Raw genomic sequence first — 12816 nt, 5'->3', positions numbered from 1 at the left:
GAGGACAGACCTATGACCCGCACACCGGACGATTTCGAACCCGCACACGCCACCTCTTCCACCGCCTACGTGCTGGCGGAACTCCAGCTTTACGGCCACCGCCCCTTCGAGGATGAGCCGGACGCGAGGCCGTTGCCCGACGCCAGCCAGATCGAGGGCGCGGTCGCTGACATCTTCGACGCCCTGTCCGCCACGTTGACCGACACAAGGCTGGAACCCGATCTCGAACCGCTGCTCTGGTCCACCGTCAATGTCTTTCACCGCATGGTCGGGCAGGTGGAACGCGATCTTGATCGCAACGAGCAGGCGCAGAAGCGCAGCCAGCAGGAACAGGATGGCAGCGAGATCCGCTCGTTGGAACTGGAGCGCCTCATCGCCGAGGGGCTGACCCTGCTGGAACGACGCAATGCTTACGAGATCTTCCGCGACCTCGCCTGCGACCAGTTTGAACGCCTGACGATGTCACCCTGGCGGCCACGCTCCGGTTCGCTGGTCAGTCGCAGCACCCTGACGGCCTCCATGATCGACAGCCGTGATTTTCTCAACGCCCGCCGCAAGGCCGAAACCGAACTGCTCGTACCTCCCGGCCCCAAGATCGCGGTGACTGGCGGGCTCGATTACGAGGACCACCTCCTGATCTGGAAGCGTCTGGACAAGGTGCGGGAGAAGCATCCCGACATGGTGCTGCTGCATGGAGGCTCACCCAAGGGGGCGGAATTCATCGCCTCCCGCTGGGCTGATCACCGCGAAATTCCGCAGATTGCCTTCAAACCCGACTGGAACCGGCATGGCAAGGCGGCCCCGTTCCGGCGTAACGACGCCCTGCTGAAAGTCCTTCCCGTAGGCGTCATGGTATTTCCGGGATCGGGCATTCAGGACAATCTGGCCGACAAAGCCAAACAGATGGGCATCCCGGTTTGGAGGTTCCACAGGGAGGCTGGCGCGTGAGTGTCGGCCGAACTTCTATACCCGTTTTCAGGTCGCCAGTTCCGTCCCGACGCTGGTGGTCTCTGCAAGGGCATGACGCACGATCTGTGTCCCGCCATGCAGGCCCAGCCCTCCCATGATGAAGGCCACGATGATATCGGGCCATCCCGTGCCGGTGCCGAAGACGCCGAGTGCCGCCAGCAGGACCGCCAGATTGCCGATGGCGTCATTGCGCGAGCAGATCCAGACCGAACGCATGTTCGCATCTCCGCTGCGGAAACGGTACAGCATCAGGGCGACACCACCATTGGCCAGCAGTGCCAAGGCGCCGATCAGGCCCATGGTGTCGGCATGCGGCAAAGTGCCTGACCAGGCATGCCACAGCGTGTTGCCCAGCACCCAGAGGGCGAAGGCAATCATCGTGGCGCCCTTGAGCAGGGCCGCCCGGCTGCGCCACGCCAGCGCCATGCCCGTGACGGTGAGGCTGATGGCGTAATTCGCGGTGTCTCCGAAGAAGTCGAGCGCATCCGCCTGCAGGGAGGCGGAACCCGCCATGACGCCGGCGACAATCTCGGTCAGGAAAAACCCGCCATTGACGATCAGGGCGATCCAGAGCGCCCGATGCCAGCGGCGGGCATCATAATCGGTCGAGGGCGGTGTGGAACTCGGGCAGCAGGAGTCATGACAGCAGGGCATGGCGACACTCTCGCAAAAAACAACGAGCACCCCATATCCACCCTGTAGTCACTACAGGGTCAAGAGTTTCATGACGCGGACATATACGATTGGCGAACTCGGACGCCTTACGGAAACGAAGGTCGAAACCGTCCGGTATTACGAACGTGTCGGACTGCTGCCGCATCCACCCCGAAGCAGTGGCAATTATCGCGTTTACGATGACGCGCATCTGGGACGTCTGGGCTTTATCCGTCGGGCGCGTGAACTCGGGTTTTCACTGGACCAGGTGCGGGAACTGCTGGATCTGGCGGGGCAGACAACCCGGTCCTGTGAAGAGGTGGACGAGATTGTTCAGGCGCACGTCACGGATATAGAGCGCAGGATTCACGATCTGAGCGTGCTCCGGCAGGAACTGACACAACTCCTTGCGCAATGCCAGCATGGGAAAGTCGCCGAATGCCGGATTATCGGGGCGCTGCAGCCTTACGCGGACAGGCTGACGGCAGGGTAACGTCGGGCTCCCCATATCCTGCGCGCCTCACTGGTGAAAATACATCCTCACCCGGAAGGCCCCGCCCGGAAAGACAGACGGGATGGGGGCAGGTGTTGTCTCCGTGCGCCTGCGGGGTTGGTCCAGTGAAATGAAATGCCCTGCTTTCGTCATCGGTGACATGGCCGGGACGGCAGAGGCGAAAGAGGGATCGTCCAGACGGCTTCGATGGAGCGCGCTGTGCTGGGGGCAGGGCCATGCGACGCGGCGCGAACGTGCCCATAAACAGGCGCGGATGATGGGCATCATGCCGGATTGGCTGTGGAAACGACCAGCAGCTTTTGCAGAACCCTTTAGCAGGCAGAAACAATTTCGCTCCAGACAGCACGGTCCCACCTTCATGGACCGGTCATGCCGGCATCGTATCTCCATGGGGCTGGCGGGTCCGCATACCATGGCCTCTGTCGGATGGCTGATCTAGCCGAAGACCGGCTGCGCCTCGATCGGCTGGCCGCAACGGCGTGCCAGAACTTTCTTCCCCTGACGGCTGCGCCGTCATTCCTCGCGGGACAAGAAAGTTCCGGCCCTGCCGTCCTCCGCTGCGCTGCGGCCCCAAGGGGTGCTCTGCCGCTCGCCTCCGGCTGGTCGATCGCCATCGAGGCCACGGTGGTCGCGGCCCGATCACAGCATGGAGATACGACAATGGCTAACATCGGTTCCTTCAAGAAGGTGGGCGAAGGCTTCGAAGGCGAAATCGTCACCCTGGCCCTGCAGGCCCGCAACGTCCGTCTGGTGGCGGAAACCAACCGGGCCAACGACAATGCCCCCAACTACCGCGTCTACCTCGGACGGGTTGAACTCGGTGCCGCATGGACCCGCTGCTCCAGCGAAGGCCGCACCTATCTGAGCCTGAAGCTGGACGATCCCTCCTTCGCCGCCCCGATCTTCGCCAACCTGTTCACCGACGAGGAAGGCGAGGGCTACTCCCTCATCTGGACCCGGCCGCGCAGCCGGAACGGGGATTGAACCTCCCACGACCAACCCCGCCCGGTCTCTCCGGGCGGGGCCTTTCGGGTTTTTGGCGGGCTCTTTCAGGGCGCGGGTAATCGTGCTGGTCGCCCGACGTGAGACGCAGGAGGAATACGAGGCTTTCCCTCAGCCTTCCCATTGTACCATGCGCGAGGGCGCACCGCGTCAAGGACACGTGGTCCCCCCAATTTTGCCCGACGCACCCGTGCCGGGCACGCCGAACAAAATCGGCTCCCCCACGCGCCGGCGAGCCGGTCGCCTGCGGCGATCCCTGACCCGGTCCGCCCCGGCATGAGCCGTCCGTCCTGTCTTCGAGAAACGAAAGGAGCAGGACGATGACCACGCTACACGACCATATCCAGATGCTGCGCGCCGAACTGACCAGCTTTCATCTCAGCAAACGCGAGCGCCGGCAGATCAAGCGCGAACTCAAAGAGGCGCTTGCCCGACGCGATGCAGAGCCCCCTGCCTGACGGGGGGCTTTTTTTTGCTCAGCCCAATATTCTTGTCCGACAGGATTAAGCCGCCTGAATGGTGCGGGGATGCCGATTCCCCTTTCCCATCGTCCGGCAAGAACGATATTGAATTTCCATAAGGCGACTATTATAGTCGCATTTCTGGTGTGCAGGCCTTGCGTGGCGGACGTGATCGCGGATGATCACTGGCCGACAGGTAAGGGCGGCACGGGCACTTTTGAACTGGACACAGGAAAGGCTCGCTGAAAAGGCCCTCGTAGCATTGACCGCGCTCAAGCGCCTTGAATCCGAACGCGGTCTGGGCGTTCATGAGGGCACGATCGATCAGGTCCGTCGTGCGCTGGAAGCGGCGGGCATTCTGTTCATCGAGTCCGGGCAGGGACGCGGCGTCATGTTTCTAAACGAGACTTCCGATATCCAGACGCGGCAGGATAGGGGGCTTGGCCGGGTGGAATCCTCCTGATCCGCTCCGGTCATGTCGTTTTTTTCCCCTTGGGCGCGCTGATTTCTGGCGGGGCATGCGAACCGGGCCGGTCAGCAATCCCGATCTTTGTTATCGAACCGATCTGGTCGCGGTATCATGAGGAACCGTCATGACGGACCCGTCTTTCCTCGACCATCCCCCTCTCACCGAACGGGTGAACGCCTACGACGAAGCGCATCTCGGGCTCTACCTGCGCCTTCTAGTCGCGGACGAGGAAGGGGCGGAGGACGGTCGCTGCTGCCGGTATATGTTTCTCCCGCATGTCGCGTAAATTCTCTCATGGTATGCGCCCTCCAAACGGTATGACGTTGGAGGCGCAGAAGATTCCAATACGACATTCACAACGTGGCAATGACCAGCTTGCCGGACTGTCATAAACGAGATAATGATTGAAATTAAGAATAGATCGCAAGTTTCCCTATTCGGGGTGACCTCGTGTGGAGAGTAGTTAAGGCTCGGAAACGGTGGACATGTTGGAACAGACAGGTTCGGTTGGCGCCCTGTATGCAAGGCATCAGAGCGCACTGCTGAAATATGCCCGAGGCCTTGTCAGCGATCGATCCCAGGCAGAGGACATTGTGCAGGAAGCGTGGCTACGGTTTGGCAGGATCGTAGCTGACGTCAGTCCTTCGGACCCCTTGCGTTATCTCTATAGTATCGTGCGCAACCTCGCGATTGATTATCGCCGCCAGAAGATACGCGAAAATGGTCTGCTTGATCCGGGCGCCCTTGAAACGGTCGCTGAACACGCGACCGATGGTGAAGCGCCACCTGACCAGATCATGCGCGACAGGAATGCGGTTGACGCAGTAAGAGCGGTTATGACCGCAATGCCGGAACAGATGCGGGTCGCTTTTGAGATGCACCGCTTTGACGGATACAAGCTGCGCGAGATCGCCGAGCATCTGCATATTTCCGTCTCCATGGCGCATGTTCTGGTGTCCGAAGCGGTGGATCGCTGTCGGCAACACGTCGAATGGCCATGAGAAAATGATCCTCTGTTCTGGAAAAAAGACCTTGGTCCGCGTCAAACACATTGGAAGGACATCCCATGCTACCGGGCATAGTTATGTTCTGTGTCTTGATCCCAAAGGACCGTAATGGCGACGCAATCTGATCCGATCCGTGAGCGAGCCCTAAAAGACGCGACCAACTGGCTTATCCTGCTTCAGGAACAAGCAGATGATCCTGTGACACAGCAGGAATTCCGCCAGTGGCGGACGGCCTCGCCTATCCATGAGGACGCATGGCTCCATACGGAAAAAACGATGGGAATTGTGGAGCAGCTTCGGCCCGGTCACACCCGCGCACAGGTTCCGCAATCTGAGACGGTCGCTTTTGTTCGGCGGACTGGAGAGCAGTCACGTTCATGGCGATGGGGCATGGTGGGGGTGACCGCTCTGGCAGCCTGCTTCGCCCTGGTTTTTATAACGCCGGAAATCGCACTGCGTCTGCGGGCCGACACGCTGACGGAAGCGGGGCAGAGTATTGCAATTCCGCTTCCCGATGGCAGTTCCATCAGGCTTGGTCCGTCGAGTGCGCTGGCGTTCGATGGCGACCGGCGGCATATCGTCCTGTTGAGAGGCGAGGCATTGTTCTCGGTCGCTCACGATGAGCGTCATCCGTTCGTCGTGAAAACGGGGCTTTTTCAAACCGAAGATATCGGAACCGTATTCGACGTGCGTCGTGAGGGCGAGAGTATCGCTGTCGCCGTGAAATCTGGCCGGGTCAGTGTAAGAGGGGGAACGCTGCCAGCCGCCGGACAGGAACTGGGCGAAGGACAGTCTCTGACGGCGGACACAGCAGCCTGGCACATGCAGAGCTATCCATCGGATCAGATTGGAGCGTGGGCCGACGGGCTACTGGTGGCGAATGACGAACCGATGGGCGAGGTTATTGCACGCCTCCGTCCATGGCTGCGGGGAAAGGTCATTGTGTCGTCGCGATTGGCTACGCAGCCCATTTCCGGCGTTTATAGTCTCTCGGACCCTTCCGCGACACTGGACGCTATCGCTCACGCACGTCAGGCAAACGTCCGACGGATTGGTCCGTGGTTTGCTGCGATCTATTGATCATCGCCATGGCATCAGTTCGTTGTTCATCCGACCTGACAACCACTGCCTGAGACAAGATAGCGCGCGGGTTAAGTCACCGTAGCTCTTATGCCAGCCTGTAAGGGACGGAAGGGCAGGTGGCCGCGCGATCCTGCTCAGAAAGGGGAGTGGGGAAGCCTCGGCTACCATCTACACGGTTATTGCCGACCATGATTCAGGTCTTGCATACACCTCGCACGCATCCTGCACGTCCTCGCTTCACGAATTTAGCATAGAGCCTGTAAGAATTCTACCTCGGTCCATACCAAGCATTTTGCATGCATTTCACCGAAATTCTCCATGTTCATGCTTCGTGGATCAGGCGTCCGAATTTGGCCTAATAGATTGATTAAAAACGTTTTTTATTCTCCGTTATGGCGCATCCTCTTTTCGTCAGAGCTAACTGAACACACAGGTTCGCTTGCCCCAAGGCAGCACCGCGCGTGTTTTCCGGAGTGTCTTCGCGAAGTTTTTTTAGAAAACGGATCCGGCCTGTCGTCTCAGGATCAAAGGATGCGAATGCAAGGAGTTCTCAACTTGTTGGGTGAGATACCGGGCAGGCCGCCTCTCTAGATCATATCCATGAAGGGTCGACACGGTGAAGTCAGAAACTGGGAAGCGGCGGAACAGTCAGCAGAGGCGGGGTGTTGGTCTGTTCGCAGTAACAACGGCGTTGAGTGTGTTCTCCACGATTATATCAAATGCTTCTTGCGCGGCGCCAATCGTTACCCAGGAAGCCGAACAGCGGAGTTTCGACGTGCCGGCACAACCTCTTTCTGTCGCCTTGATGCGCTTTAGCCAGCAGGCCGGAATTCAGGTGACGTCGGACTCCGCTCTGCTGCGGGGGATAAATACGCACGGCGTCCATGGGCATATCACCATACAATACGCGCTTGGCCAGTTGTTGGCCGGAACGGGGCTTTCTTATAGCTCTGCCGGACACAATACGGTCGTTCTGACAAAAGCGGCGGCGAATATCACGCTCGGTCCCGTCCGTGTAGGCGGAACCGTCTCGCGCCAGGACCCCACAGGACCGGGCGTTGGGTACGTTGCTACAACAACCATGGCAGGAACTAAAACGGATACGCCAATAACTGAAATACCGAATTCCATATACGTTGTTACGAAGCAACTGATGCAGGACCAACAGTCTCAAAGCGTCGTGGAGGCGCTACGATATACGCCGGGAGTGTATTCAGAAGCTGATGGGACCTATGGGAACGGATCTGGCTCAACGAGCGTGGGTATCATGCAGCGCGGCTTCAGTACCACGCAATTTGTTGATGGCTTGATGACAAATTCCAGCAGCAGTGGAGAACCTGCCTTTCTGGAACGTATCGAGGCAGTCAATGGTCCGGCTTCAGTTATGTATGGACAGACCAATCCAGGCGGTATGATTGCAACGGGGTTGAAGAAACCGACAGATACGCCCCTTCATCAAGTGTCGGTAGGATTTGGCAACTGGGGTCGTTACGAAACTGCTGTTGATTTGAGTGACAAAATTACAAAAAGTGGAAACCTTCGTTATCGTGTTGCGGCGATTGGTGTAACGCAAGGCACGCAGGTAGACCATGTTAATTATCACAGGGTCGGTGTTTTGCCGTCAATAACATGGGATATTGATGGAAAGACGTCATTAAGTCTCCTTGGTATGTATATGTACACGCCAGGGGATGGAACCGCTTATGCAAATCAGGAGCCAATACTTGGAACGTTGATCCGAAATAGTACTTACCCTGAAATTCCCCGATCACATTTTTTAGGGACGCCGAACTGGAATGAGATGGGAGAGGATGCAGAGATGTTTGAATATCAATTCAAACATGAGTTCAACAGATATGTGACATTCTCTCAAACCTTCCGATGGGAAAATTCTCATCAAACGCAAAAAACATCCTATCTGAACGGAATCGTCAGTCCTACAGAAGAAGAAATTGCTACATGGGACAACCAGTCTCAGGACAGGACAGTCGGACTTGACAGTCGCGTGTCTGGGAATTTTTCAACTGGTCCTGTCAGGCATACATGGGTAGTAGGATCTGATTTCAGGCAGTATGGCAGCGGAGGAAATAGTGTTTTTGATTTCACAAGTTTTCCTTTGGTAGACGTATATAATCCACGACCAAATTATGTCCCGTGCTATAATATGAATTCTTCAAAGTGTGAAAATTATGGGGTATCTAGTAAGTATTCATATTTTCAGGAAGGAGTGTATTTTCAGGATCAGATCAAATGGAAGGGACTGTCCGTTCTTCTCGGTGGTCGGGAAGACTGGGTGAATTTTTCGGGCAATTATGGAAGTGAATCTACAATAGGTTCATATCCGGCATCGTCCAATTATACAAAATATGCTCCGCAACCTCGACATGCTTTTACATGGCGGGCGGGTCTAATTTATAAATTCAAATTTGGCCTTTCTCCTTATTTTAGTTACGCGACGTCATTCATTCCGCAGACGTCCACCGATTGGCGCGGAACGCCGTTCGCCCCGTTGACGGGAAATCAGCTTGAAGCTGGTCTTAAATATAAGGTTCCGAACAAGGATATTCTGATTACGGCATCAGCGTTCCGGATCAATGAAGATCATTATCTGATCAGTGATCTGGTCCATACAGGATATAGTAGTGATGGCGGACACGTTCGGTCCCAAGGTTTTGAAATATCCGCGAATGCGAATATCATGAGGGATCTGCGAATGGTCGCATCTTACAGCTATACGGATGTTCGTTTCGCAAAAACGAATCTGACAGAACAGAGGTTCAATCCATATACGAGTTCATATTATGGAAATCTCATTTCTGAGCAAGGGATGTCCGTTCCTCAGGTGCCACGGAATATGGCTTCAGTATTTTTTGATTACACGCTTCCACGAAATATATTCAAGGGCTTCGGACTCAATTGGGGGCTGCGCTACATAGGATATACTTATGCGGATGAAGTCGAATCGTTCAAGACAAAACCCTACACTCTTTTCGATATAGGCGCGCACTACGATTTTGGAAATATGTTACCTACGCTAAAGGGATTGAAGGCGCAGATGGCAATATCCAATCTGACAAACAAATATTATGTAACATCATGTAGCACATTTAATTGCTTTGTCGGTCAAGGTCGGCGAGTTTATGGAAATCTGACCTACAACTGGTAATTTAATATAAAAATATAGGCGTTAACTAAAGTAAACTCCTTATCTATATTCATGCCGTTTGGTCAAATCGAAGTGGTTGCAAGGTGTGATGCCGCTCCATGACAAAATCAGGATAGTAGGATCCAAAAAATCTATTGAACACCCATGCAGTATTCAATACCTGAGGCGCCGTCTTTCCCTTGCCTTTCGAGGCCATCTCGCGTAAGCATAATTGCGACTAATTATCATTTATGGTCTAGGTGGCGCGAAGAAAGGAAACGGATCGTGGCGCGGGAAGGCACATTGCTGGCTCTCTATTCCGTACATCGCCGTGATCTCGTGAACTACGCCAAACGTTTTACGGGCGATCTGGGCCGCGCGGAAGATATCGTCCAGGAAGCGTGGCTCCGGTTGGAGGAGGCGTCGCGCAAGAGCAGTTTCCATGCGCCGCGCAGCTATCTTTACAGCATTGTCCGCAATCTCGCATTCGATGGCAGCCGCCGAGAACGGCGGGAGGGGCTGCATGTCGCGTTGGGCGACTTTGATACGGTTGCCAAAACTGTCGCTGCAGCTCAGCCTGATGCCGAACAGGTGCTGGCTCATCATGAAGAGATAGATCAGTTACGTGCAGCGCTGGCGGAATTGCCGGAACGAATGCGTATTGCGTTCGAAATGCACCGCTTTGGCGATCGAAAGCTCAGGGAGATCGCGGCTTTTCTTGGCATTTCGGTGGCGAGCGCGGGGCTGTTGGTTACCGAAGCGCTGGAGCACTGCAAGGAACGGCTCAACCGTTCATGATACGCTGCAAGCTGTCCGCGCCTTGCACGGCAGGCGATTGTTTTGGAAAAGACCCTGTTCCGGTCGTCTTACCGATAGAGGATCGGCTCTACGGATCAGCCGCGCGGAGCCATCCGGCGTTTCGCGCCAGAGGGTAGGTATGGCGACAGACTCACACCTGGATAAAAAAAACGCTTCGAGGGAAGCCACCGAATGGTTTATCCTGATGCAGGATGAACCAGACGATGCGGTCCTGTGCGCAAGGTTCGAGGCTTGGCGGTCGGCGTCTTCGCTGAATAGCGAAGCATGGGACGTCATGCAGCAAACGGCGGGACTGATTTCCCGCCTGCCACCGACGAACACTGGGAACTGGCAAAACACGTCCCGCTACAACCCGCCCCGTCGGGGGCGTAAGCTTGTCTCTCGCGCTGTCGTATCGCTTGCTGCAGCGGCTTGTATGGCTTGGTTCATCGCCCCGGATGTCTTGCTGCGCTTGCGGGCGGATGCACAGACCTCGACTGCCGAAACACGGGATATGGCGCTGGCGGATGGAAGCCATATCCGGCTTGCGCCAAAAAGCGCCATTGCGTTGGACTGCGCTGGCGGACGGCGCCACGTCACGTTGCTGGCAGGCGAGGCATTCTTTACCGTGACGCACGATGCAAGCCACCCATTTGTGGTGACGGCAGGCAAGGTCACCACGGCTGACATCGGAACGTCGTTCGATATCAGGCGTTCGGGGGAAAGGGTTCTCGTTGCCGTGCGGGAAGGGCGCGTTCGTGTCACAGGGGACCCGGTGCGGCCGGGTGGTGAGGAACTTGCCGGGGGGGAGGCACTGGATATCCATCAGGATACAACCCACCGCGCTCTGGTCGCGCCCGATCATATTGGGGCCTGGGGGCAGGGGCTGCTGGTGGCGGATGAGGAACCAATGCGGGACGTTGTCGACCATTTGCGTCCCTGGCTGACGGCGCGCGTCATGGTCCTGTCGCCTCAGGCTACGCGGCACATCACCGGGACCTATACGCTGAACGCACCGGATGAGGCGCTGGAGGCGATCGCGCGGGCGCAGCAGGCCACGCTCTACCATATTTCTCCCTGGCTTATCGTGATTCGATAGCGGCTATTCGGTCGGGTCATCCGGCCGCATTGCGATCGTTGTCGACCACACTGGTGGCTCTTGCAGGACGCTACATGTTTCTTGCACTGCCAGATCACGGATCTTGCAACGCGACGTCGTGTATCCTGTATGCCCCGCACCATCGCATTGTGTGCGGCGGGCTTTACAGTGTTGCACGCTCGTTCGATGTGAAACCGCTCCACGCGCAATCCGCCACGGCCACGGCGGCGGAAGCATCGTCCAGTCCACGCCCCGCTACGTCCACCGCTCTCCCACCATCCCCGATGCGGCCACCCTCTCCCGTACCCTGTCATTGTGGTGCCTGCGCCACAGCGCTCCGGACCGATCAGAAAAAAAAGACAATCGAACAAAATCGATTGGAAAAAATCGCGCATCACCGTCAACCCCAGTAGAAGGGTGCGAATGCAAGGAATTCTCAACTGGATGGAGAGTTCACGGAACACAAGCACCTGCAACAGACACGAGCGCGTGTAAAATGGGAGCACCAGAGGGTGACGTCAGGGACCGATAGTCGGCGGCAGGGCCGGAACACAGACAACAGAGGATTGTGCACTAAGACAGCGGGTAGGGTGCTCATGTCTGGGATACCGCAGGGCGCTGCCCTGCACCCGCAAGGGGCCATAGGCCCCTTGACCCCGTCACGCGCTTCAGACCGCACCTGCGCGCCACAACCCGTTCACGATACGTTTCATCCCGTCGCCGTTCTACCCGCACCCACGCCCCGCGTCCCGGCCCGCGCCGCCCTCTTCCTCACCAGCACCGCCCTCATCGCGTTCGCCCTCTTCGAACCCGTTCACGCGCAATCCGCCACAGCCACGGTGGCGGGAAGCGTCGCTCAGGCCACGCACACCTACAACATCAGCGCTCAGCCTCTCGGATCGGCCCTTCTCAGTTTTGGCAAGCAGTCGGGCCTTCAACTGACGGCGCCGGGTGAGCTTCTGCGCGGTGTCAAAACCTCTGGTGTCCATGGGCAGCTGACATCGCAGCAGGCGCTGGGACAACTGCTTGCGGGGACTGGACTAAGTTACGCCCCGTCAGGAAATGGCACCGTTGTTCTGACAAAAACAGCTGCCAATATCACCCTCGGCCCCGTGCGTGTGGGTGGTACCGTTGCTCATGAAAATCCAACGGGGCCAGGGGTAGGGTATGTCGCTACCACGACTATGGCAGGAACCAAGACGGATACTCCGATAACCGAAATACCGAATTCAATTTATGTCGTTACAAAGCAGTTGATGCAGGATCAGCAACCGCAAAACGTTGCCGAAGCTTTGCGTTATACTCCAGGTGTGTATTCAGAAGAATTGGGAAATTACCAGAGTGGAGGAGGTATAGCGGGTACATCTCAAGGAATAGTACAGCGAGGTTTTAGTACAAAATCTTTTGTGGATGGCTTGCAACTCGATAGCGCAAGTTCAGGGGAAACCGCATTCATTGAGAGGATTGAAGCTGTTAATGGACCAGCATCCGTGATGTATGGACAGACTAATCCCGGTGGCATGATTGGGATTAGCCTTAAAAAGCCAACAGACACCCCGTTTCATCAAGTGTCGGTTGGGTTTGGCAGTTGGGGACGGTATGAAACCACAGCAGA

General features: G+C 56.7%; 13 protein-coding genes and 1 pseudogene. 13 read left to right on the top strand and 1 reads right to left on the bottom strand.

The genetic code is table 11. The features are described from left to right. Positions 1–12: 12 nt before the first annotated feature. On the top strand, positions 13–948 hold the full coding sequence (locus tag HNO79_RS15345) for a DUF2493 domain-containing protein (RefSeq protein ID WP_214165815.1): 936 nt from the start codon (positions 13–15) through the stop codon (positions 946–948). Positions 949–975: 27 nt separating this feature from the next. Here HNO79_RS15345 and HNO79_RS15340 read toward each other — a convergent pair whose 3' ends face one another. After that, a complete protein-coding gene (locus HNO79_RS15340) occupies positions 976–1653 on the bottom strand; it encodes a cation transporter (protein WP_456306128.1) in 678 nt (225 codons plus the stop codon). A gap of 40 nt (positions 1654–1693) precedes the next feature. On the opposite strand from HNO79_RS15340, the gene HNO79_RS15335 reads away from it, so the two are divergent. The 12 genes and pseudogenes from HNO79_RS15335 to HNO79_RS15275 form a co-directional block, all read left to right on the top strand. Beyond that, the gene (locus HNO79_RS15335) at positions 1694–2116 is read left to right on the top strand and encodes a MerR family transcriptional regulator (protein ID WP_214165816.1); all 423 of its coding nucleotides are present in this window, start codon (positions 1694–1696) and stop codon (positions 2114–2116) included. 681 nt (positions 2117–2797) lie between these two features. Further along, the gene (locus HNO79_RS15325; protein WP_214165824.1) at positions 2798–3121 is read left to right on the top strand and encodes a DUF736 domain-containing protein; all 324 of its coding nucleotides are present in this window, start codon (positions 2798–2800) and stop codon (positions 3119–3121) included. A gap of 338 nt (positions 3122–3459) precedes the next feature. Continuing rightward, on the top strand, positions 3460–3597 hold the full coding sequence (locus HNO79_RS15320) for a hypothetical protein (RefSeq protein WP_214165817.1): 138 nt from the start codon (positions 3460–3462) through the stop codon (positions 3595–3597). A gap of 220 nt (positions 3598–3817) precedes the next feature. Then, positions 3818–4063, top strand: coding sequence for an XRE family transcriptional regulator (locus HNO79_RS15315; RefSeq protein ID WP_456306180.1), 246 nt, complete (start codon positions 3818–3820; stop codon positions 4061–4063). A 130-nt stretch (positions 4064–4193) separates the two neighbouring features. Further along, the gene (locus HNO79_RS15310; protein WP_244987577.1) at positions 4194–4355 is read left to right on the top strand and encodes a hypothetical protein; all 162 of its coding nucleotides are present in this window, start codon (positions 4194–4196) and stop codon (positions 4353–4355) included. A 199-nt stretch (positions 4356–4554) separates the two neighbouring features. Further along, on the top strand, positions 4555–5070 hold the full coding sequence (locus HNO79_RS15305) for an RNA polymerase sigma factor (protein WP_214165819.1): 516 nt from the start codon (positions 4555–4557) through the stop codon (positions 5068–5070). Between the two features lie 114 nt (positions 5071–5184). Further along, positions 5185–6156 carry a FecR family protein gene (locus HNO79_RS15300; RefSeq protein WP_214165820.1) on the top strand — a complete coding sequence of 324 codons (972 nt, stop codon included), beginning with the start codon at positions 5185–5187 and terminating at the stop codon, positions 6154–6156. 778 nt (positions 6157–6934) lie between these two features. Further along, entirely contained in the window at positions 6935–9325 is a 2391-nt protein-coding gene (locus HNO79_RS15295; RefSeq protein ID WP_244987576.1) for a TonB-dependent siderophore receptor, read from the top strand. A 264-nt stretch (positions 9326–9589) separates the two neighbouring features. Further along, positions 9590–10102, top strand: a complete 513-nt coding sequence (locus HNO79_RS15290) for a sigma-70 family RNA polymerase sigma factor (RefSeq protein WP_244987575.1) — start codon at positions 9590–9592, stop codon at positions 10100–10102. Positions 10103–10241: 139 nt separating this feature from the next. Continuing rightward, positions 10242–10394 (top strand): annotated as a pseudogene (locus HNO79_RS17545) (FecR/PupR family sigma factor regulator); the annotation flags it as partial. 144 nt (positions 10395–10538) lie between these two features. Continuing rightward, on the top strand, positions 10539–11201 hold the full coding sequence (locus HNO79_RS15280; protein WP_214165826.1) for a FecR family protein: 663 nt from the start codon (positions 10539–10541) through the stop codon (positions 11199–11201). Positions 11202–12040: 839 nt separating this feature from the next. Beyond that, the coding region (locus HNO79_RS15275; protein WP_244987574.1) for a TonB-dependent siderophore receptor at positions 12041–12816 on the top strand (776 nt) is incomplete at its 3' end.

This window comes from Komagataeibacter oboediens, from assembly GCF_018491655.1.
In the GTDB taxonomy this organism is placed as follows: domain Bacteria; phylum Pseudomonadota; class Alphaproteobacteria; order Acetobacterales; family Acetobacteraceae; genus Komagataeibacter; species Komagataeibacter oboediens.
Note: the sequence above shows the minus strand (reverse complement) of the source record. Positions and strands in the feature narration are given on the sequence as shown.

Coding starts and splice junctions, on each gene's coding strand:
- HNO79_RS15310 (WP_244987577.1), top strand. CDS start 4,194: ATGACGGACCCGTCTTTCCTCGACCATCCCCCTCTCACCGAACGGGTG.
- HNO79_RS15320 (WP_214165817.1), top strand. CDS start 3,460: ATGACCACGCTACACGACCATATCCAGATGCTGCGCGCCGAACTGACC.
- HNO79_RS15345 (WP_214165815.1), top strand. CDS start 13: ATGACCCGCACACCGGACGATTTCGAACCCGCACACGCCACCTCTTCC.
- HNO79_RS15305 (WP_214165819.1), top strand. CDS start 4,555: ATGTTGGAACAGACAGGTTCGGTTGGCGCCCTGTATGCAAGGCATCAG.
- HNO79_RS15280 (WP_214165826.1), top strand. CDS start 10,539: ATGGCTTGGTTCATCGCCCCGGATGTCTTGCTGCGCTTGCGGGCGGAT.
- HNO79_RS15300 (WP_214165820.1), top strand. CDS start 5,185: ATGGCGACGCAATCTGATCCGATCCGTGAGCGAGCCCTAAAAGACGCG.
- HNO79_RS15325 (WP_214165824.1), top strand. CDS start 2,798: ATGGCTAACATCGGTTCCTTCAAGAAGGTGGGCGAAGGCTTCGAAGGC.
- HNO79_RS15335 (WP_214165816.1), top strand. CDS start 1,694: ATGACGCGGACATATACGATTGGCGAACTCGGACGCCTTACGGAAACG.